The organism is Cellulomonas sp., assembly GCF_036279715.1.
Taxonomy (GTDB): domain Bacteria; phylum Actinomycetota; class Actinomycetes; order Actinomycetales; family Cellulomonadaceae; genus Cellulomonas_A.
In genome coordinates this window covers 14,011-35,384 of record NZ_DASUIR010000141.1, presented here as the reverse complement: position 1 = coordinate 35,384, position 21,374 = coordinate 14,011, and the positions used below count along the sequence as shown (strand labels likewise).

Annotated in this window: 17 protein-coding genes; 14 read left to right on the top strand and 3 right to left on the bottom strand. The window is 71.7% G+C overall.

Annotated elements, in window-relative coordinates:
- Nucleotides 1–259: 259 nt before the first annotated feature.
- Genes VFW79_RS13465 through VFW79_RS13440 form a run of 6 tightly spaced genes read left to right on the top strand, consistent with a single transcriptional unit; the run spans nucleotide 260 to nucleotide 6,856 of the window.
- Nucleotides 260–1,465, top strand: coding sequence for an ABC transporter substrate-binding protein (locus VFW79_RS13465; protein ID WP_329677803.1), 1,206 nt, complete (start codon nucleotides 260–262; stop codon nucleotides 1,463–1,465).
- Nucleotides 1,465–2,616, top strand: coding sequence for an ABC transporter ATP-binding protein (locus VFW79_RS13460; RefSeq protein ID WP_329677802.1), 1,152 nt, complete (start codon nucleotides 1,465–1,467; stop codon nucleotides 2,614–2,616). Before VFW79_RS13465 ends, VFW79_RS13460 begins: the two co-directional genes overlap by 1 nt.
- Nucleotides 2,613–3,533, top strand: a complete 921-nt coding sequence (locus VFW79_RS13455) for an ABC transporter permease (protein ID WP_329677801.1) — start codon at nucleotides 2,613–2,615, stop codon at nucleotides 3,531–3,533. The genes VFW79_RS13460 and VFW79_RS13455 overlap by 4 nt, the downstream gene beginning before the upstream one ends.
- Nucleotides 3,530–4,393: an ABC transporter permease gene (locus tag VFW79_RS13450; RefSeq protein WP_329677800.1), complete on the top strand. Its 864-nt coding sequence runs from the start codon at nucleotides 3,530–3,532 to the stop codon at nucleotides 4,391–4,393. Before VFW79_RS13455 ends, VFW79_RS13450 begins: the two co-directional genes overlap by 4 nt.
- A 25-nt stretch (nucleotides 4,394–4,418) precedes the next feature.
- Nucleotides 4,419–5,699, top strand: coding sequence for a saccharopine dehydrogenase family protein (locus VFW79_RS13445; protein ID WP_329677799.1), 1,281 nt, complete (start codon nucleotides 4,419–4,421; stop codon nucleotides 5,697–5,699).
- Between the two features lie 11 nt (nucleotides 5,700–5,710).
- Nucleotides 5,711–6,856 carry a GGDEF domain-containing protein gene (locus tag VFW79_RS13440; protein WP_329677798.1) on the top strand — a complete coding sequence of 382 codons (1,146 nt, stop codon included), beginning with the start codon at nucleotides 5,711–5,713 and terminating at the stop codon, nucleotides 6,854–6,856.
- A 16-nt stretch (nucleotides 6,857–6,872) separates the two neighbouring features.
- Here the strand turns inward: VFW79_RS13440 and gabT are convergent, their stop codons facing one another.
- On the bottom strand, nucleotides 6,873–8,240 hold the full coding sequence (gene gabT, locus VFW79_RS13435; protein WP_329677797.1) for a 4-aminobutyrate--2-oxoglutarate transaminase: 1,368 nt from the start codon (nucleotides 8,238–8,240) through the stop codon (nucleotides 6,873–6,875).
- Between the two features lie 204 nt (nucleotides 8,241–8,444).
- Between gabT and VFW79_RS13430 the strand changes: the two genes are divergently transcribed.
- From VFW79_RS13430 to VFW79_RS13420, 3 genes are all read left to right on the top strand, one after another.
- Nucleotides 8,445–9,764 (top strand): M50 family metallopeptidase, encoded by a 1,320-nt coding sequence (locus tag VFW79_RS13430; RefSeq protein ID WP_329677796.1) that lies wholly within the window; start codon nucleotides 8,445–8,447, stop codon nucleotides 9,762–9,764.
- A gap of 112 nt (nucleotides 9,765–9,876) precedes the next feature.
- Nucleotides 9,877–11,040: a flavodoxin-dependent (E)-4-hydroxy-3-methylbut-2-enyl-diphosphate synthase gene (ispG, locus tag VFW79_RS13425; protein ID WP_329677795.1), complete on the top strand. Its 1,164-nt coding sequence runs from the start codon at nucleotides 9,877–9,879 to the stop codon at nucleotides 11,038–11,040.
- Between the two features lie 117 nt (nucleotides 11,041–11,157).
- Entirely contained in the window at nucleotides 11,158–12,060 is a 903-nt protein-coding gene (locus VFW79_RS13420; protein WP_329677794.1) for a GNAT family N-acetyltransferase, read from the top strand.
- A gap of 5 nt (nucleotides 12,061–12,065) precedes the next feature.
- Here the strand turns inward: VFW79_RS13420 and VFW79_RS13415 are convergent, their stop codons facing one another.
- Complete coding sequence (locus tag VFW79_RS13415; RefSeq protein WP_329677793.1) at nucleotides 12,066–12,959, bottom strand: Fpg/Nei family DNA glycosylase; 894 nt, start codon at nucleotides 12,957–12,959, stop codon at nucleotides 12,066–12,068.
- 121 nt (nucleotides 12,960–13,080) lie between these two features.
- Between VFW79_RS13415 and VFW79_RS13410 the strand changes: the two genes are divergently transcribed.
- Nucleotides 13,081–14,892 (top strand): proline--tRNA ligase, encoded by a 1,812-nt coding sequence (locus VFW79_RS13410; protein ID WP_329677792.1) that lies wholly within the window; start codon nucleotides 13,081–13,083, stop codon nucleotides 14,890–14,892.
- Nucleotides 14,893–15,009: 117 nt separating this feature from the next.
- On the opposite strand, the gene VFW79_RS13405 is transcribed toward VFW79_RS13410, so the two are convergent.
- Nucleotides 15,010–16,086, bottom strand: coding sequence for a DUF4439 domain-containing protein (locus tag VFW79_RS13405; protein ID WP_329677791.1), 1,077 nt, complete (start codon nucleotides 16,084–16,086; stop codon nucleotides 15,010–15,012).
- A 127-nt stretch (nucleotides 16,087–16,213) separates the two neighbouring features.
- Here VFW79_RS13405 and rimP point away from each other — a divergent pair, with 127 nt between their 5' ends.
- The 4 genes from rimP to infB all read left to right on the top strand — a co-directional run bounded on the left by rimP (nucleotide 16,214) and on the right by infB (nucleotide 21,348).
- Nucleotides 16,214–16,816 (top strand): ribosome maturation factor RimP, encoded by a 603-nt coding sequence (gene rimP, locus VFW79_RS13400; protein WP_329677790.1) that lies wholly within the window; start codon nucleotides 16,214–16,216, stop codon nucleotides 16,814–16,816.
- Nucleotide 16,817: 1 nt separating this feature from the next.
- On the top strand, nucleotides 16,818–17,936 hold the full coding sequence (nusA, locus tag VFW79_RS13395; protein ID WP_329677789.1) for a transcription termination factor NusA: 1,119 nt from the start codon (nucleotides 16,818–16,820) through the stop codon (nucleotides 17,934–17,936).
- A gap of 89 nt (nucleotides 17,937–18,025) precedes the next feature.
- Nucleotides 18,026–18,289 carry a YlxR family protein gene (locus VFW79_RS13390; protein ID WP_329677809.1) on the top strand — a complete coding sequence of 88 codons (264 nt, stop codon included), beginning with the start codon at nucleotides 18,026–18,028 and terminating at the stop codon, nucleotides 18,287–18,289.
- Between the two features lie 173 nt (nucleotides 18,290–18,462).
- Nucleotides 18,463–21,348 carry a translation initiation factor IF-2 gene (gene infB / locus VFW79_RS13385; RefSeq protein ID WP_329677788.1) on the top strand — a complete coding sequence of 962 codons (2,886 nt, stop codon included), beginning with the start codon at nucleotides 18,463–18,465 and terminating at the stop codon, nucleotides 21,346–21,348.
- The last annotated feature ends 26 nt before the right edge of the window (nucleotides 21,349–21,374 follow it).

Sequence of the window (21,374 nt, the reverse complement as noted above, 5' to 3'; positions counted from 1 at the left end):
GTGGGGGAGCCGCAGCCGGCCAGGGCGGATGGCTGCTCAGCCGCCTGGATGTGACGTGAAGCGCACCCAATGTTCCAGTCGTGGAAACTTTTCGTTGCAGTCCGACTCTTTGACAACGAAATCCTTGTGCACTCGACCCTTGCACGTCACCATCGTCACATCATCGTCAGCAGGTTGCCGGCACCGCAGGTCCCGCCGGTCACCCGACCCGAGGAGTGCCATGTCGCCCGACCGCAGACCCCTGCCGCAGGACCCGCGCGTGCGTGCCCTCGTCGCCCAGGCCGCACGCCCGCGCTCCACGTCGAGCCTGTCGCGCCGGCAGTTCCTCGCCGCGGCGCTCGGCACGGTCGGCACCGGGGCGCTGCTCGCGGCCTGCGGCACGGGTGGATCGCCGTCGGCCACGGCGAGCCGAACCGGCGCGGCTGACGCCTCCGCGACGGACAAGACGGTCCGCTGGGCCAACTGGACGCTCTACCTCGACCAGAACGACGCCGGCACGGGTTACCCCACGCTCGACGCCTTCACGGCCAAGACCGGGATCAAGGCGACCTACGCCGAGGACATCGAGGACAACGACTCGTTCTACGGCAAGGTCTCGGGGCAGCTCGCAAACGGCCAGGACATCGGCTACGACCTGATCGTGCTGACGGACTGGATGGCCGCCCGCATGATCCGGATGGGGTACACCCAGGAGATCGACCGGGCGCTCGTCCCGAACGCGAAGAACATCCTGCCGAACCTCGCGAACGTCGACTTCGACCCGGGCCGCACGCACTCGCTCACGTGGCAGTCGGGCTTCGGCGGACTGGCCTGGGCCAAGGACAAGGTCCCGGCGGGCCTGAAGGGCCTGTCCGACCTGTGGGCCCCCGAGCTCGCCGGTCGGGTCGAGGTGCTCTCCGAGATGCGCGACACGGTCGGGCTCATCATGCTCGACCAGGGGGTCGACGTGTCGGGCAGCTGGGGCAAGGACCAGTTCGACGCCGCCCTCGAGGTCCTCAAGGAGAAGATCGCCTCGGGCCACATCCGCCAGGTGCGTGGCAACTCCTACACGCAGGACCTCGTCTCGGGCGACGCGATCGCGGTCATCGGGTGGTCGGGGGACATCACGACCCTCAACGCGGAGAACGACGACCGCTTCGAGTTCGGCCTTCCGGAGGCCGGCGGCACGCTCTGGAGCGACAACCTCATGATCCCGATCGGCTCGACGCACAGGTCGAACGCCGAGAAGCTCGTCGACTACTACTACGACCCCGAGATCGCGGCACAGGTCGCTGCGTGGGTCAACTACATCACGCCCGTCGAGGGCGCCCAGAAGGCGATGGAGGCGATCAACCCGGATCTCGTCGACAACCAGCTGATCTTCCCGAACGCCGAGACGCTCGCCAAGACGCACGTGTTCCGGACGCTCACGCCCGACGAGGAGACGACGTACAACAAGGCCTTCCTTGACGTGATCGGCGCCTGATGGTGGCCGCGGCAGCCCCCGGCGGTGGGGGAGCGGCTCTCGAGCTGTGGGACGTCAGCAAGGCCTTCGGCACCTACCTGGCTGTGGACAACCTCACGCTGACGGTCCCGTCCGGCTCGTTCTTCGCCCTGCTCGGACCGTCCGGCTGCGGCAAGACGACGACGCTGCGGATGGTCGCTGGGCTCGAGCAGCCGACGTCGGGGGCGATCTCGATCGGCGGCCGCGACCTGACCGGCACGCGGGCCCATCAGCGGCAGGTCAACACCGTCTTCCAGAGCTACGCGCTGTTCCCGCACCTGACGGTGCTCGAGAACGTCGCGTTCGGGCTGCGACGCAAGCGGGTCGCCCAGCCGCTCGAGCGCGCCGCCGAGGGGCTCGACCTCGTCCAGCTGCGTCACCTCGCCGACCGCCGGCCGAGCGAGCTGTCGGGCGGGCAGCAGCAGCGGGTCGCACTCGCGCGGGCCCTGGTGAACAACCCGGCCGTGCTGCTGCTCGACGAGCCGCTGGGCGCGCTCGACCTCAAGCTGCGACGCCAGATGCAGCTCGAGCTCAAGCGGATCCAGACCGAGGTCGGTCTCACGTTCGTGCACGTCACGCACGACCAGGAGGAGGCCATGACGATGGCCGACACGGTCGCGGTCATGAACCGTGGGCGCATCGAGCAGCAGGGCGCACCGGCTGAGCTGTACGAGCTGCCCCGGACGGCGTTCGTGGCCAACTTCCTCGGGCAGTCGAACCTCGTCGCCGGCACGGTCGTCGAGACCCGGGCGGACACGCTCGGGGTCCAGGTCGCCGGGACGCGCCTCGTCGTGCCGACCGCGCGTGCGGTCAGTGTCGTCGGCGACGTCCTCGTGGGGGTGCGACCCGAGAAGATCCAGCTGCTGCTGGCCGGCCAGGAGCCCGGGCCCGGCAGCAACGTGCTCGGCCCCGGCACGGTCACCGACGTCTCGTTCACCGGGGTCAGCACGCAGTACCTCGTCGACCTGGGCCGGCTGGGCATCTTCACGGTGTTCGCCCAGAACCTCGTCGGCGGTGCGACGCTCCGGGTCGGTGACCGGGTCTCGCTGGTGTGGTCGGTCGACCACACGTTCGGTCTCGACGGCCACGAGGACGCCGCTGACGGCACCGCCGACCTGGACGACGAGCCGTGAGCATCGCGGCGGCGCTGTCGGAGCAGGGTGCGGGTGTGCCCGCGCCACCGCCCGTCAAGCGCGCGCGGACCAGCGCCTCGCTCATGCTGCTGCCGGGGACCGCGTACCTGGTCCTGTTCTTCGTCGTCCCCGCAGTCGCACTGCTCGCGACCTCGTTGTACGTCAAGGTTCCGGGTGGCGACGTCGGGCAGTTCCAGCCCGCGTTCCACTGGCAGAACTACGTCGACGCGCTGAGCCAGTTCTGGCCCCAGCTCGCACGGTCGTTCGTCTTCGCGCTCATCGCGACAGTTGCGGCGCTGCTCATCGGCTACCCGATGGCCTACGTCATCGCGGTGCGGGCTCGCGGCCGCACGATGCTGCAGGGGATGCTTCTCGTCCTGATCATCGCGCCGTTCTTCACGAGCTTCATCCTGCGCACCATTGCGTGGAAGCAGATCCTCGCCGACGACGCGTTCGTCGTGACGGCGTTCAAGTGGCTGCACCTCATGGCGCCCGACGGACGACTGACCGCGACCGCCTTCGCCGTCGTGGCGGGACTCACGTACAACTTCCTGCCCTTCATGGCGCTGCCGATCTACGCGAGCCTCGGGCGTCTCGACCCGAGTCTCATCGAGGCCGGCGGCGACCTGTACGCAGGCGGGTTCACGACGTTCCGCACGGTCACGCTGCCGCTGTCGATGCCCGGGGTCGTGTCCGGGACCCTCCTGACGTTCATCCCGGCGTCGGGCGACTACGTGAACTCGAGCCTGCTCGGCAACAGCACCGACACGGCGATGATCGGGCAGGTGATCGATGCACGCTTCTTCAAGGTGCTCGACTACCCGACGGCCTCGGCGCTGTCCGTCGTGCTCATGGTCGCGATCCTGGCTCTCGTGAGCATCTACGTGCGCCGTGCCGGGACGGAGGAGCTCGTATGAGCCTCACCGCTGCTCCCGCGCCGGCCATCACTCGGGCCCGACCGCCCGCGGCTCCCACCCGGAGGCTGCTCGGTCGGTGGCGGCTCGGGGATGTCGTCGTCCCGGTGTTCGCGGCGATCGCTTTCGCCTACCTGCTCGTGCCGGTCGCGTACACCGTCGCGTTCTCGTTCAACAGCGCCGGCAAGACCAACCTCGTGTGGCGGGGCTTCACGCTCGACAACTGGAAGAGCCCGTGCGGCGCCCCCCAGGTGTGCGAGGCGTTCCGGAACTCGATCGAGGTCGGGCTGCTCGCCACCACGATCGCGACCGTGCTGGGGACGCTGGCCGCGATCGCGCTCGTGCGCTACAAGTTCCGCGGCCGCGCGATCGCGAACCTGCTGATCTTCCTGCCGATGTCGACCCCCGAGGTCGTGCTCGGCGCCGCGCTGCTCGCCCAGTTCCTGTCGCTGCGGGTCCAGCTCGGCTTCTGGACGGTCGTCGCGGCGCACGTGATGTTCTGCATCAGCTTCGTCGTCGTGACGGTCAAGGCGCGTGTCGCGAGCCTCGACCCTCGGCTCGAGGAGGCCGCCGCGGACCTGTACGCGTCGCCGTGGCTCGCGTTCTGGAAGGTCACCTTCCCGCTGCTGGTACCCGGTATCGCGGCCGCCGCGCTGCTGTCGTTCAGCCTCAGCTTCGACGACTTCATCATCACGAACTTCAACTCGGGCAGCTTCACGACGTTCCCGAAGTTCGTCTACGTGTCTGCGACGCGAGGCATCCCGCCGCAGGCCAACGTGATCGGGTCGTTCATGTTCATCCTGGCGCTCGTCATCGTCGTCGGGGTACAGATCGTCCAGGACGGCAGGCGCCGTGGGCGCTGACCAGAGTGAGAGCGAGAGGGTGGGCATGCGGATCGTCGTCGTAGGCAGCGGAGGAGTGGGCGATGCGGTCGCGCGCATCGCCGCACGCCGGGACTTCTTCGAGACGATGGTGGTGGCCGACTACGACCCGGCACGCGCGCGGCGTACGGTGGCCGCCGCCGCAGAGCACGACGTCGTCGGTGGGCGCTTCGTGGCCGCGGTCGTCGACGCGTCCGACGCGGGGGCGGTCGAGGCGCTCGTCCGTGAGCACTCGGGGACGCATGTGCTCAACGCCGTCGACCCGCGGTTCGTGATGCCAGTCTTCGCCGGGACCCTGGCCGCCGGTGCCGACTACCTCGACATGGCCATGTCGCTGTCGCTTCCGCATCCCGAGCGCCCGCACGAGGAGGTGGGCCTCAAGCTCGGCGACGAGCAGTTCGCGCTCGCGGGCTCGTGGCACGACGCGGGCCGGCTCGCCCTCGTGGGCATGGGCGTCGAGCCGGGCCTGTCGGACGTCTTCGCGCGGTACGCGGCCGACCACCTCTTCTCCAGCATCGACGAGCTCGGCGTGCGCGACGGGGCGAACCTCGTCGTGCACGGCGACGACGGCGAGCCGATCTTCGCGCCGTCGTTCTCGATCTGGACCACGATCGAGGAGTGCCTCAACCCGCCGGTGATCTGGTCGGCAGAGCGTGCGGCCGCGGGGTCGGGCACCGCCGACGGCTGGTACACGGTCCCGCCGTTCTCCGAGCCGGAGGTCTTCCAGTTCCCCGAGCCCATTGGGCCGGTCGAGTGCGTGCACGTCGAGCACGAGGAGGTCCTCCTCATGCCGCGCTGGGTCGACGCGCGCAAGGTCACGTTCAAGTACGGGCTGGGCGAGGAGTTCATCTCGGTGCTGCGCACCCTGCACACGCTCGGCCTGGACTCGACGACGCCGGTCGACGTCAAGGGTGTCGCGGTCAGCCCGCGCGACGTGGTGGCGGCGGTGCTGCCGGACCCGGCGACGATCGGACCGCGGATGACGGGCTCCACGTGCGCGGGCCTGCTCGTCACGGGCACGGGTGCCGACGGGAACCCGCGTGAGGTCTACCTGCACCACATCGTCGACAACGCATGGTCGATGGCGCAGTACGGCGCGCAGTGCGTCGTCTGGCAGACGGCAGTCAACCCGGTCGTCGCGCTCGAGCTGCTGGCTGCCGGTACATGGTCCGGCGTGGGCGTTCTCGGCCCGGAGGCGTTCGACGCCGTACCATTCCTCGAGCTCCTGGCAGCACCCGTACCCGACGGGTACGGCTCGCCGTGGGGCCTGGAGGAACGCGCCGTGTGACCATGCGCTGGTTGAGTCGTCTGCGCGGGGCTGGGCCTGAGCGTGCCCACCCCGGCACGGACATCGAGGCGCGTGCTTTCAGCGAGCAGAACATGCGCCTCGTGCGGCGCGTCCTGCTCGCGTGCCTGGCGATCGGAGCGACGTCGATCGTCACGGAGATGATCGTCCTGGGCGCGCACGACAAGTTCATCCGCTACTCGTTCCCGTTCCTCCTCGTGGTGGTCGGGACGTTCGCCTGGGTGATCCTGCGGCGACCGCGGGTGGTGATCCTCTTCTCCCGGGCCTTCCTCACTGTGCTCGTGGTCACTTGGCTCGTCGTGATGGACGAGCGGCTGCTCGCGCCGGCAGACGCCGGCCAGGGCTGGAGCGCGCTCTTTCCGCAGACGTTCATGGGTCTCGTGATCTTCGCCGTCATCGGCTACCTCGTGTATCCCACGCGGGTCGCACTCCTGCACGCACTGGCCGTCACGGGCGGCTCGGTGGTCGTGGGCCTCATCGCGCTGCACACCGGGCCCGACCATGACGCGCATGTCGCCGACCTGCTGCGGTTCGGTGTGTACATGCTGGTCCTGACCGGCATGGTGTACGTGCTGTCGCGTGCGAAGGAGCGTGCCGCGCGGGCCTTCCGATCCGCCGCGAACGCGACCATCGAGGCCGCGGCGATGCGGGAGATGGCGTACCGGGACCCGCTCACGGGGGCGGCGAACCGACGACGGCTGCTCGACGAGCTGACGTACCAGTCCGTGGCCACCGCGGGTGGTGCTCATGTGGCAGTCGTCTACCTCGACGTCGACCACTTCAAGCGGATCAACGACGAGCGCGGGCACCTCGTCGGGGACGAGGTGCTGTGCATGGTCGCGGCGGTCCTGCAGCGCCACGTGCGCGAGAGTGACCTCGTGGCGCGTGTCGGGGGTGAGGAGTTCGTGGTCGTGGCGCCCGGCATGGCGCTCGCCGAGGCGACAGCACTCGCCGACCGCATCTGCAGCGTCCTGCCCGACACCGTCGCGGGGGTCGCGGGCACGGCCGTGACGGCGAGCTTCGGGGTGACGGCGCTGCGGCCCGGCGAGGACCCGGCTGACGTCCTCGGCCGCGTCGACGCCCTCATGTACCGGGCCAAGCACGCCGGTCGCGACCGGGTCGTGTCGTCGGTCGACTGACCGCCACCGGGCGCCGCTAAGGGCGGGCCGCGAACTCGCTGCCTGCTGCCAGCGCGCCCGCGAGCACACCTAGCGCGTCGTCCAGGAGGTCGTCGCCGATCACGAGCGGCGGCAGGAGGCGCAGCACGTTGCCCCACGTCCCGCACGTGAGCACGAGCACGCCCTGCGCGGCGCACGCGCGCGCGACCCGGGTCGCCTCCGCGGCATCAGGCTCGAGCGTGCCGGGCCGCACGATCTCCAGCGCGAGCATGGCGCCGCGCCCGCGGACCTCCGCGATCGAGCCGACGCGCCGGGCCAGCTCACGCAGTCGCGGCAGGATGCGTGCCTCGATCCGGCGTGCCGAACCCGCGAGGTCGTCGCGCTCGTACAGGTCGATCGCCGCGAGGGCGGCCGCGCACGCGACCGGGTTGCCGCCGAAGGTGCCGCCGAGCCCGCCCGAGTGGACCGCGTCGAGCAGCTCGGCGCGGCCCGTCACGCCCGCGAGGGGCATGCCTCCGGCGATGCCCTTGGCGACGGCGACGAGATCGGGCACGACGCCCTCGTCGTCGCACGCGAACATGTCGCCCGTGCGCGCGAAGCCGGTCTGGACCTCGTCCGCGACGAAGACGATGCCGTGTGCGCGCGCCCAGGCCGCGAGCGCGGGCAGGAACCCGCGCGCGGGCACGATGAAGCCGCCCTCGCCGACGATCGGCTCGACGACGATCGCCGCGATCCGGTCGGCGCCCACCTGCCGCTGCGCGAGGTCGATGGCGCGCTGGGCGGCCTCCTCACCGGTCATGCCGACGGGATCGCGCAGCGGATAGGACGCCGGGACGCGGTAGACCTCACCGGCGAACGGACCGAAGCCGATCTTGTACGGCATGGCCTTGGCTGTCATGGCCATCGTGAGGTTCGTGCGGCCATGGTAGGCGTGGTCGAGCACGACGACGGCGTCGCGACCGGTGGCCCGGCGGGCGATCTTGACGGCGTTCTCGACGGCCTCGGCGCCCGAGTTGACGAGCACGGAGCGCTTCTCGTGGTCACCCGGGGTCAGCCGGGCGAGGGCCTCGCAGACGGCGACATAGGACTCGTACGGGCTGACCATGAAGCACGTGTGCGTGAAGTCGGCCGCCTGCGCTGCGACCGCAGCGACGACCTCCGGAGCACTCGCACCGACGGACGTCACGGCTATCCCTGAACCGAGGTCGACCAGCACGTTGCCGTCGACGTCCTCGAGCACGGCGCCGGACGCGCGCGCGACGTAGACCGGGAACGTCGAGGACACCCCGGCTGCGACGACGCGCGCGCGCCGCTCGGCGAGCGCGCGGGACCGCGGCCCGGGGATCTCGGTGAGGAGCTGCCGGCGTTGTGCAAGACCGGTCCGGACTTCGGGATCAGGCGCCATCTGGGGATCCTATCTGGGCAGATCGTCATTCGGTGTCGTCGGACACAACGAAATCCGTCGTCGCGAGTGCGGGCGACCCGTCGGACGATGCGGCTCGTGGGCCCGCCGCGCAGTGATGGGCACGCAGCGCGCACCCAGGATCACAGGGGATGATGGAGGACAGGGACGGGCGCGTCGGGCCCGCACGACCTGATCGGAGCTGTGGTGGCGTACCTCGTCGGTGTCCTCGTCGTGCTCGTCGGCGTGCTCGTGTCGATCGCGCTCCACGAGGTCGGGCACATGGTGCCCGCCCGACGGTTCGGCGTGCGCGTCAGCCACTACTTCGTCGGGTTCGGCCCGACCGTGTGGTCGCGTACCCGCGGCGAGACCGAGTACGGCATCAAGGCGATCCCGCTCGGCGGGTACGTCCGGCTCGTCGGGATGTACCCGACCGCGGAGGCGATGGGCAACCCGCAGCCGCGCACCGTCTTCGGGCGGATCGCCGCGCAGGCGCGTGAGGTCAGCGCGGAGGAGATCCGTCCCGGCGAGGACCACCGGGCGTTCTACCGGCTCTCGGCACCGAAGAAGCTCGTGGTCATGCTCGGCGGCCCTGTCATGAACCTCGTGATCGCGGCCGTGCTGCTCGGCGTCGTGATGGTCGGCTTCGGGTCGCCCGTGGCGTCGACGACGCTCGCCGGCGTGTCGCAGTGCGTGCTCCCCGCGAGCGCGGCCACGTCGGCCACGTGCACCTCGGCCGACCCGCTCGCGCCGGCCGCCGCCGCAGGCCTGCTGCCCGGGGACCGCATCACGAGCTATGACGGCCACGCGATCACGTCGTGGGCCCAGCTCTCGGAGCTGATCCGCACGACGGGCGCCCGCGAGGTCCAGGTGGTGCTCGAGCGCGATGGCAAGCAGGTCACGACGTCGGTGTCGCCGGTCGTCGCTGACCGCCCGGTGTACGCCGCGGACGGCACGCAGCAGCGTGCGGCGGACGGCACGCCCGTCACGCAGTCCGTGGGCTTCCTCGGGATCTCACCCGGGACCGTGCTCGAGCGGCAGTCGATAGCCCAGGTCCCGGTCGTGACCGGCTCGGCGGTGTGGCAGACCATGAAGGTCGTGGCCACGCTGCCCGCACGCGTCGTCGACGTCGCCAAGGCGGCAGCGGGGGCCGAACCCCGCGACGGGACCGGGGTCATCGGCATCGTCGGGATCGGTCGGTTCGCGGGGGAGATCGCCTCCGACCAGGCCCCTGGCTATGGGATGGGCGAGCGGGTCGCGAGCCTGCTGAGCCTCGTCGCCTCGCTCAACATCGCGCTGTTCGTGTTCAACCTCATCCCGCTGCTGCCGCTCGACGGAGGGCACGTGCTGGGGGCTCTGTGGGAGGGCGCGCGGCGGCAGGTCGCGCGCGTGCGGGGCCTGCCCCGGCCCGGACCTTTCGACACAGCCCGGCTCGTCCCGCTCGCCTACGGGGTGTTCGTCCTGCTCGCGGGGCTCGGCGTCCTGCTGATCTACGCCGACATCGTCCACCCCATCTCGCTCGGCTGACCGGCCTGCGCGGGCGGCGTGGCAGGGTGGCGTCGCGGGGGAGATGTGCCGATGTCGTGCGAGACACACTCCCCGCGGCGTCGCGCGCGGCGGCAGTGACGATAATGGACGGGTGAGCATCCCGATCAGCCTTGGCATGCCGGAGGCGCCAGCCCCGGTGCTTGCCCCTCGACGCCCGACCCGCAAGATCAAGGTCGGCAAGGTCGACGTCGGTGGCGACGCACCCGTGAGCGTCCAGTCGATGTGCACCACACCGACGACCGACATCAACGCCACCCTCCAGCAGATCGCCGCGCTCACCGCCGCGGGGTGCGACATCGTGCGCGTCGCCGTCCCCACCCAGGACGACGCCGACGCGCTGCCCGCGATCGCGCACAAGTCGCAGATCCCGGTGATCGCCGACATCCACTTCCAGCCGAAGTACGTCTTCGCGGCGATCGAGGCCGGCTGTGCGGCAGTACGCGTCAACCCCGGCAACATCCGCAAGTTCGACGACCAGATCAAGGAGATCGCCCGCACTGCCAAGGACGCGGGCGTCTCCATCCGGATCGGCGTCAACGCCGGCTCGCTCGACCCGCGTCTGCTCGCCAAGTACGGCAAGGCGACGCCGGAGGCGCTCGTCGAGTCGGCCGTCTGGGAGGCGTCGCTGTTCGAGGAGCACGACTTCCACGACTTCAAGATCTCCGTGAAGCACAACGACCCCGTGATCATGGTGCGCGCCTACGAGATGCTCTCCGAGCGCGGGGACTGGCCCCTGCACCTGGGCGTCACCGAGGCCGGGCCGGCGTTCCAGGGCACCATCAAGTCCGCGACGGCGTTCGGCGCGCTGCTGAGCAAGGGGATCGGCGACACCATCAGGGTCTCGTTGTCCGCGCCCCCCGTCGAGGAGGTCAAGGTCGGGATCCAGATCCTGCAGTCGCTCAACCTGCGTCCCCGCAAGCTCGAGATCGTCTCCTGCCCGTCCTGCGGGCGCGCCCAGGTCGACGTGTACTCGCTCGCCGAGCGCGTGACCGCGGGACTGGAGGGCCTCGACGTGCCCCTGCGCGTCGCCGTCATGGGCTGTGTCGTCAACGGACCCGGCGAGGCGCGCGAGGCCGACCTCGGCGTCGCGTCGGGCAACGGCAAGGGTCAGATCTTCGTGCGCGGCGAGGTCATCAAGACCGTCCCCGAGTCGCAGATCGTCGAGACGCTGATCGAAGAGGCCATGCGGCTCGCCGAGACGATGGAGCCCGTCGGCGACGGCGCCCCGCGGACCCCGGTCGTCACCGTCGGCTGACACGACGCACAGTACGCACGACCGCCGGGCCCTGACCGCACGGCGGGTTCACGAGGTCGGGGCCCGGCGGCGCGTCGCCCCGCACCGACCCGCGGGTCGGTGGTGCACAATCCCTTCATGATCGGACGTGCGCGCGAGTCGACCATCGACGGTCGACCCGCGGGAGGCCGGGTGCTCGCCGACGTGGATCTCGCGTCGGCGCTCGCGGTCTGCGCCGTCGACCCGGTCGCGTCCGTGCTCGCGACGTCGAGGATCGAGGCTGCGGCGCGGGAGGGTCTGCGCCGCTCGGGCGGACAGCTGTGGGGGTACGAGGCCGACGGCGAGCTCGTCGCGGTCTGCTGGGCCGGTGTCAACCTCGTGCCCGTGGTCCCCACGCGGGATCCCGCCGCCCTTGACGCCTTTGCCGCCCTCGGCCGTTCGCACGGTCGCCGCTCGTCGTCGATCGTCGGGACGGACTGGGCGGTCCTCGGCCTGTGGAGCCGGCTCTCACCGATCTGGCCGCCGGCCCGCGAGGTGCGGTCCGACCAGCCCTCCTACGTCATCGACGGCGACCCGTTGATCGAGCCGGACCCGCTCGTGCGACTCTCCGTGCCCGACGAGTACCCCCTCATCCTGCCGGCGTGCGTGCGCATGTTCGTCGAGGAGGTCGGCTACTCGCCGGTGTCGGGGTTCGACGGCCCGTACGAGGTCCGTGTGCGCTCGCTCATCGACCAGCACCGGTCGTACGTGCGCATCGACGAGGGGGAGGGGGCGCGCTCGGGGACGCCGGTCGTTGTCTTCAAGGCCGAGCTCGGGGCGATCGCGGGTGGGGTCGCGCAGGTTCAGGGCGTCTGGGTCGATCCCTCGTACCGCGGCCGCGGCCTGTCGGAGTCAGGCATGGCGGCCGTCGTCGCCGCGGCCCGGCGGGACGTCGCGCCGGTCGTGTCGCTCTATGCGAACCACTACAACGACCGCGCTCTCGCGGCCTACCGTGCGGTCGGCTTCCGCCAGGTCGGCACGTACGCGACAGTCCTGTTCTGAGCCGTTCAGCGCAGCAGACGGGAGCGACGCCGGTCCGCGAGCGGGTGCCCGCCGGTCTGGCACGTCGGGCAGTACTGGAGCGACGAGTCCGCGAAGGCGACCTCGTGCACGATGTCGCCGCACGGGGTGCCGTCCCAGCCGGGGCAGGGCAGACCGGTGCGACCGTGCACGCGCAGGTTGCGTCGCTTGGCGTCCTTGAGCTCGTCGGCGGGTCGGCCGGCGGCGGCCTCGACCGCGTCGCGCAGCACCCCGACGATCGCGCGGTGCAGCTCGGCGGTGCGCGCCGGGTCGAAGCTCGTCGTCGGGGTGAACGGGCTGAGGCGCGCCGCGTGCAGGATCTCGTCCGAGTAGGCGTTGCCGATCCCGGCGATGGTGCCCTGGTCCCGCAGCAGGCCCTTGACCTGCTGGCGGCGTGCGGCCAGGAGCTCGCCCAGCCGTTCGACCGTGAAGGCGTCCGACAGCGGCTCGACCCCGAGCGTCGCGATGGCGGTGACCTGCTGCGGGTCGGTCACGACGTGCACGGCGAGCCGCCGACGCGTGCCGGCCTCGGTGAGCGAGAAGCCCGAGCCGTCATCGAAGCGGACGCGCAGAGCCAGCGGGGACCTGCCGAGTCGCACGGGAGTATCGGGCACACGATCGTGCCAGCGCAGCCATCCGGCCCGCGCCAGGTGCACGACGAGGTGCAGCGGCTCACCGTCCTGCTCCCCGGCGGCGATCAGGTCGATCCACTTGCCGTGCCGGCAGACGTCGGTGACGCGACGGCCGACGAGCTCCGTCGGCGGGGGCGAGAAGGTCTTGAGGGCGCTGATCTCCGCCACGTCGACGCGCGTCACCACGCGCCCGACCGTCCGCTCGCGCAGGAACAGCGCGAGCGCCGCGACCTCGGGCAGCTCAGGCACGGACCCCATCGTGGCGCACACGACCAGCGCTGCGCACCCCCTCCTTCTCGCGTCCGGACCCGCGAGGCACGCCGCGACCGCGGCGCCAAGACCCTCCGGCACCGGCACTAGGCTCGTGCCCATGCTTCTTCGTCTGTCCACGCTGTTCGTCCGCACCCTGCGAGAGGACCCGGTCGACGCCGAGGTCGCGAGCCACCGGCTGCTCGTGCGCGCCGGCTACATCCGCAGGTCCGCGCCGGGCATCTACACCTGGCTCCCGCTCGGGCTGCGGGTCCTCGCCAAGGTCGAGGCGGTCGTCCGCGAGGAGATGGCCGAGGCCGGCGCTCAGGAGGTGCACTTCCCGGCGCTCCTGCCGCGTGAGCCGTACGAGGCGACGGGGCGGTGGACCGAGTACGGCCCCAACATCTTCCGACTCAAGGACCGCAAGGGCGGTGACTACCTGCTCGCGCCGACGCACGAGGAGGTGTTCACGCTGCTCGTCAAGGACCTGTACTCGTCGTACAAGGACCTGCCCCTCGCGCTGTACCAGATCCAGACGAAGTACCGCGACGAGGCCCGTCCCCGCGCCGGCCTCATCCGCGGGCGCGAGTTCATCATGAAGGACGCCTACTCGTTCGACGTCGACGACGACGGGCTCGCGGCCTCCTACCAGCGCCAGCGGGACGCCTACGAGCGGATCTTCACCCGGCTCGGTCTCGACTACGTCATCGTGGCGGCGACGTCGGGCGCGATGGGCGGCTCGCGCAGCGAGGAGTTCCTCACCCCGACGCCGATCGGCGAGGACACGTTCGTGCGGTCCCCGGGCGGGTACGCCGCGAACGTCGAGGCTGTCACCACGGTCGTCCCGGCCGCGATCGCGTTCGACGACGCGCCCGCCGCGCACATCGAGGACACCCCGGACACCCCGACCATCGACACGCTTGTCGCGGTCGCGAACGAGCGCTTCCCGCGCGCCGACCGGCCGTGGGTCGCTGCCGACACGCTGAAGAACGTCGTCCTGGCGCTCGTGCAGCCGACGGGGGAGCGCACGCTGCTCGTCGTCGGCCTGCCCGGGGACCGCGACGTCGACCTGAAGCGCCTCGAGGCATCGGTCGCGCCCGCCGAGGTCGAGGCGGCCGGGGAGGCGGACTTCGCCGCTCATCCGGAGCTCGTCAAGGGGTATCTCGGGCCGGCAGTGCTGGGTCCGAACATCGACGGGACCGCAGTGGACGACGAGGGTCGCCGTGCCGTGCGGTACCTGCTCGACCCGCGCGTCGTGGCAGGGACCCGCTGGATCACCGGGGCGAACGAGCCCGGCCGGCACGTCTTCGACCTGGTCGCCGGCCGCGACTTCACGGCCGACGGCACCGTCGAGGCCGCCGACGTGCGCGCGGGAGACCCGGCACCGGACGGCTCGGGCCCGCTCGAGCTCGCACGCGGCATCGAGATCGGCCACATCTTCGCGCTCGGTCGCAAGTACGCGCAGGCGCTCGGACTGTCGGTCCTCAACCAGAACGGCAAGTCGGTCGTCGTGACGATGGGCTCCTACGGCATCGGCGTCACGCGGGTGCTCGCCGCTCTGGCGGAGGCCAACCACGACGACCGCGGGCTCGCCTGGCCGGCCGGGGTGGCCCCGGCGCACGTCCACGTGGTGGCCACGGGTCGCGACGCCGCGGTGTTCGAGGCAGCCGAAGCTCTCGCGACGACCCTGTCGGCGCGGGGCATCGAGGTCCTGTACGACGACCGCCCCAAGGTGTCGCCGGGCGTGAAGTTCGCGGATGCGGAGCTCCTGGGCGTGCCTCTCGTGGTCGTCGTCGGACGAGGTCTGGCCGAGGGCGTCGTCGAGGTGCGCCCGCGTGTCGCGGCCGAGGACGGCAGTGGCACGGAGCAGGTTCCCGTCGCCGTGGCGGCCGACCGGGTCGCCGAGCTCGTCGACGGGCTCCTCGCGCGCTGACCTCCCGGGCGCTCTGCCCGTCCGACCTGGCGACCTCGCCCGGTCGTGCTGGGCAGCATCGCCCCGGTGCCGGCCGCGGGGCCGGCGATGCGGCGGGCGTCGCCGGGTCGGAACGGGTCAGCCGACCCGCTCGGGGAGACCCGGAAAGGCCGTCGTCGGCACTCCCCAGGCTGCCGCGTCGGCGTCCGCCACGAGGAGCGCGGCGATGAGCTCGGGCCTGCTGGCGCGTGCGCTGTCCGCCACGGCGCTCGCGTACGTCGTGGTGAGCCCCAGCTCGAGGGTCTGAGCCAGCGCGCGAGCGGTCGCGGGGTCGTCGAGGCCGGCCGGGAGCGCGTACGTCGCTCGTCGGGGGTCCGTCGCCGTGCCGTCGAGCGCCCACTCCGTCGCCCAGGCCTCGGCCCGCGCGCGGTGCGCCGCGGCGGCAGCTCTCGCCGACGATCGGCTGGGGTCGTCGAGCTTCGCGGCGAGGACCTCGAAGCCGTAGCCGGCCTGGTCCTCGGCCGCCACGATGCCGGTGCGGTCCGCCGTCGGGACGTCGGCCGGGTGCGGCGTGGCTGTGCCCGGCGCGCCGGCGGTGGGGGTGGCAGTCGCGCTGTCGGTGGGCGCGGACGCCGACGCGGACGGTGATGCGACCGCGGGTCCAGCGACCGGCGCAGCCACTCCGAGGGCAGCGGCGAGCCGGGCCACGAGGCCGGCGCGCGAGGCCGCGATCGAGGCCAGGAGGCGCGCGAGTGCACCGCCGGGAACGTCGGCCGCGTCGGCTGCGGCTGTCCTGTCGGCCGTCGCGAGCAGCGTGAGGACCTGTGAGGCGTCGGGCAGAGCGGTCGGCTCCGCCGCGGGCGTCGAGGTGCTCGGAGACGGTGTCGCCAGGCCCGAGTCGTAGGTGCCGCCCAGCTCGACGGCATGCTGGGCGGAGAAGTCGGCGACCTGGGCGAGGACCGCCTGGACCTCAGCGCTCGCACTCGTGCTCGCGGCGCGCGCACCCGCCGCGAGCTCGAGCGCGTCGTCGACCGTCCGGCTGCGCACCGTCTCGGTCGCGTCCGGTGCGGGCGCTGTCGGCGCCGGCGTCTCGAGCCGGATGTCGCATCCGGCCAGGGCGGTCGCGACCGCCAGTGCGGCAACGGCCAGCCGCAGGGCGGGGATCTGGCGGCGTGCTGCACCGCGCGTTCGTGGGGTCGGTCGCAACAGGCTCATCGCCGGTGATCCTGCCACGCCGCAGGGTCGGTCCAGCGACCCGACGCGGAGTCGTTACTCTTGAGGTCACAACATCACAGGGTCGACGCCAAGCAGGGTGACCCGCTGGAGCCGACAGGAGGCGATCATGCCAGCGCCAGCACACACGCAGCGGGTACGCGACGCCGTGGAGCCGCTCATCGCGGCGGCAGGCCTCTACCTCGAGGACGTCGAGGTCACCAGCGCCGGGGCGCGCTCGGTCGTCCGCATCGTCGTCGATCTCGAGGAGGACGCCGTCGGGGGGCTCGACCTCGAGCGCGTCGCGGCGATCTCACGCGAGATCTCGACGGCCATCGACGCGACGGACGCCTTCGCGGGCGAGCTCACCCTCGAGGTGTCGAGCCCCGGTGTCTCCCGCCCCCTGACCGAGCGCCGCCACTTCACGCGCGCCCGCGGCAGGCTCGTGACCCTGCGTCTGCTCGACGGCTCGACGCTCACCGGGCGCCTCGTGGACGTGGACCGCTCGACCGACGACGCCGTCCTCATCCTCGTGCCCGAGCCGCCGGCGGTGAAGGGCCGGCGGCCCGCCGTGGGCGAGCCCGTGCGCGTGCGCCTCGCCGAGGTGCGCGACGGCCGCGTCGAGGTCGAGCTGACCCGCATGGCCGAGCTGCCCGACGACGCGTTCGCCGACGTGCTGGACGACGCCGAGACCGACGAGCCAGCCCACGACCCGACCGGCCTGGAGGGCTGACATGGACATCGACATCCAGGCACTGCGCATGCTCGAGCGCGAGCGCGACATCAGCTTCGAGGTGCTCGCCTCGGCGATCGAGCAGGCGCTGCTGTCGGCGTACCACCGCACGCCGGGGGCACAGGCCGTCGCGCGCGTCGAGCTCAACCGCAAGACCGGTCATGTGACCGTGTGGGCGCGCGAGCAGCTGCCGACCCCTGAGCCCGGTCCCGACGGCGAGCCGGCGCCGCGCCCGCTGCCTGGGCCCGAGTTCGACGACACCCCCGACGGGTTCGGCCGGATCGCAACCGCGACCGCGCGCCAGGTCATCGTCCAGCGGCTGCGCGATGCCGAGGACGACCAGGTGCTCGGCAACTTCCGCGGCAAGGAGGGCGAGGTCATCGGGGGAGTGATCCAGCAGGGCCGCGACAGCCGCGTCGTCCTCGTCGACGTCGGCGGGACCGAGGCAGTGCTCCCGGCGCACGAGCAGGTGCCCACGGAGCGGTACGTGCACGGGGAGCGCCTGCGCGCGCTCGTGCTCGAGGTCGCACGCGGGATGAAGGGTCCCCAGGTCACGCTGTCCCGGACGCACCCCAACCTCGTGCGCCGACTGTTCGCCCTCGAGGTCCCCGAGGTCGCGGACGGCACCGTCGAGATCATGTCGATCGCCCGCGAGGCCGGGCACCGCACCAAGCTCTCGGTCCGCGCCAACGTGCCGGGGCTCAACGCCAAGGGCGCGTGCATCGGACCGATGGGCGCACGCGTGCGGGCCGTCATGGCGGAGCTGCACGGCGAGAAGATCGACATCGTCGACTACTCCGACGACCCCGCCGAGATGGTGGCGCACGCGCTGTCGCCCGCGCGCGTCCTGTCGGTCACCATCGTCGACCCGGTCGCGCGTGCTGCTCGCGTCGTCGTCCCGGACTACCAGCTGTCGCTCGCGATCGGCAAGGAGGGTCAGAACGCCCGACTGGCGGCCAAGCTCACGGGCTGGCGCATCGACATCCGGTCCGACACGGCCGAGGACGTCGCCGAGGCGCCGACCGAGCGTCCCACCTCGGGCCCGACCAGAGTCGAGTCGCGCGGCGACTCGCGCGGCGGCCGGAGCGGTCAGGGGGCCGCGCCCGGTCACAGCCGGTGACGCGGCGCGCTAGACTTGCCGAGGCTGGGTCGGACACCCGGCTCTCCTCGCCGAGCAGGCGGACCCCCGACGACCTCGCTGTCGTCGCCATGGGCCCGGTGCGCACGTGCGTGGGGTGCCGGTCGACCGATCGAAGGTCGGTACTGCTGAGGATCGTCGTCAGGACGGACGGTGCGGGTCTCCCCGCACTGGTCGTGGACGAGGGCCGCTGCATGCCGGGCAGGGGTGCGTGGCTGCACCCCGACCCCCGTTGTCTCGAGCTCGCCGAACGCCGCCGCGCTTTCCCGCGGGCCCTGCGACATGCAGGGCCGCTGGACGCCGCTGCGGTCGAGGCACACCTCGGAGCACCGTGAGGAGCATCACCGTTGCCGGGTCCGTACCCGGCAACGTCGAACCGTCGACATGGGAAGCGGGTTTGACAAGCCGATGGCTGCCCGATGAGCACGCACCGATGAGTACCCAGCGATGAGTACCCAGAACTAACGACGGTCCGACCCTCTCCTGGGCGGACCGAGACAGGAGAGATGTGGCCAAGGTCCGCGTCTACGAGCTCGCAAAAGAGCTCGGCATTGAAAGCAAGACCATGATGACCAAGCTCGGCGAGCTCGGGGAGTTCGTCCGTTCGGCGTCCTCGACCATCGAGCCGCCGGTCGTGCGCAAGTTGCGCGACCTCTACCCCGCAGGTGCCGCCCCGGCGCCCGCACCTGCTCCGCGTCCCGCCCCGAAGGCAGCCGCGGCACCCGCTGCTTCAGCGCCGACGGCTCCCGCGCCGGCGGCTCCGGCTGTCGTGTCGACCCCCGTGGTCGCTGCTCCTGCCGCGAGCGCTCTCAGCGCCCCGGCATCCTCGGCGCCGACCGTCGCTGCGCCGAGCGCAGCTGCGTCCGCTCCCAGCGCCCCGGCCCCGGCTCGGACGGCCGCACCGGCTGCCGACGCCGGCCGTCCCGGTCCGCGACCGGCTCCTGCACCGGCACCGGCCCGCACCGGCGGTTCGCGACCGGGCAACAACCCCTTCGCGCCGTCGCAGGGCATGGGTCGCGGCGAGCGTCCGTCCGGACCCGGTGGGTCTGCGGGCCCGCGCTCCGGCGGCCCGCGTCCGGGCAACAACCCGTTCGCTCCGTCTCAGGGCATGCCCCGACCGGGCGAGCGTCGTACCGAGGCACCCGCCGCGAGCGGTGCGCCCGCAGGAGCCACCGAGCGTCCGGGCGGTCCTCGTCCCGGCGGCCCGCGTCCCAACCCCGGCATGATGCCCGGGCGCAACGCGAGCGGCGTCAGCCGTCCGGGTGAGCGTCCTGGTCCCGCTCGTGCCGGTGGCGGTGCGCGTCCCGGGGGCGGCGGCGGCTACGCCGGTCGTCCCGGTGGTGGCGCCGGCGGTCCCGGTGGGGCTGGCGGTCCTGGTGGCGCGCCCGGTGGTGGCGGCGGTTTCGCCGGTCGTCCTGGTGGTGGCGGTGGCCGTCCGGGTGGTGCGGGTCGCGGCTCGACCCAGGGTGCGTTCGGTCGCGCAGGAGGGCGCCCGGTCCGTGGGCGCAAGTCCAAGCGGGCGAAGCGCCAGGAGTTCGAGCAGATGCAGGCCCCGTCGCTGGGTGGCGTGCAGGTTCCTCGCGGCAACGGCACGACTGTCGTGCGCCTGCGTCGCGGCTCGTCGCTCAACGACTTCGCGGACAAGATCGACGCGAACCCGGCGAGCCTCGTGACGGTGCTGTTCCACCTCGGCGAGATGGCGACGGCGACGCAGTCGCTCGACGAGGACACGTTCGGCACGCTCGCGCAGGAGCTCGGCTACATCATCGAGATGGTCTCGGCCGAGGAGGAGGACCGCGAGCTGCTCGGGTCCTTCGACATCGACCTCGACGCGGAGCTCGCGGACGAGGACGACGAGCAGCTGCTCGCCCGCCCGCCCGTGGTCACCGTCATGGGTCACGTCGACCATGGCAAGACCAAGCTCCTCGACGCCATCCGCCAGACGGATGTCGTCGCGGGCGAGGCCGGCGGGATCACCCAGCACATCGGTGCCTACCAGGTCCGCACGCTGCACGAGGGCGTGGACCGCGCGGTGACCTTCATCGACACCCCGGGTCACGAGGCCTTCACGGCCATGCGTGCGCGTGGTGCGCAGGTCACCGACATCGCGATCCTCGTGGTCGCGGCCGACGACGGTGTGATGCCTCAGACGATCGAGGCGCTCAACCACGCCCAGGCCGCAGGCGTCCCGATCGTCGTCGCGGTGAACAAGGTGGACAAGGAGGGGGCCAACCCCGCCAAGGTCCGCCAGCAGCTCACGGAGTACAACCTGGTGGCCGAGGAGTACGGCGGCGACACGATGTTCGTCGACGTGTCGGCGAAGCTCAACCAGGGGATCGACCAGCTGCTCGAGGCCGTCCTGCTCACGGCAGACGCGTCGCTCGACCTGCGGGCCAACCCGAACAAGGACGCTCGTGGCGTCGCGATCGAGGCCAACCTCGACAAGGGTCGCGGCCCCATGGCGACGGTTCTCGTCGAGGTCGGCACGCTGCACGTGGGTGACGCGATCGTTGCGGGCACCGCCCACGGACGCGTCCGGGCGATGTTCGACGAGCACGGCAACACGCTCGACGAGGCCGGTCCGGCTCGTCCCGTCGTGGTGCTCGGTCTGGCCTCGGTCCCGCGGGCCGGCGACACCTTCCTGGTGGCACCGGACGAGCGGACCGCGCGGCAGATCGCCGAGAAGCGCGAGTCGGCCGAGCGTGCAGCACTCCTGGCGAAGCGTCGCAAGCGCATCAGCCTCGAGGACTTCACGCAGGCGCTCCAGCTGGGCAAGGTCGAGACGCTCAACCTCGTCCTCAAGGGCGACGTGTCGGGTGCCGTCGAGGCGCTCGAGGACGCGCTGCTCAAGATCGACGTCGGCGAAGAGGTCGAGCTGCGGGTCATCCACCGCGGTGTGGGTGCCATCACTCAGAACGACGTCAACCTCGCCACCGTCGACAACGCGATCATCATCGGCTTCAACGTGAAGTTCGGGGAGCGCGTCGAGGACCTCGCCGATCGCGAGGGGGTGGACGTCCGGTTCTACTCGGTCATCTACCAGGCGATCGACGACGTCGAGGCGGCCCTCAAGGGTCTGCTCAAGCCGGAGTACGAGGAGGCCCAGCTCGGCACCGCAGAGGTGCGCGAGGTGTTCCGCTCGTCGAAGTTCGGCAACATCGCCGGGTCGATCGTCCGGTCCGGAGAGATCCGCCGCAACACCAAGGCGCGTGTCAAGCGCAACGGTGCCGTGGTCGGGGACAACCTCACGATCGAGTCGCTCAAGCGGTTCAAGGACGACGCGACCGAGGTCCGCGAAGGGTTCGAGTGCGGTATCGGGCTCGGGTCGTTCAACGACGTCGAGATCGGTGACGTCATCGAGACGTGGGAGCTGCGCGAGAAGCCTCGCAAGTGACGACGTGACGTGGAGGTGGCCCGTGC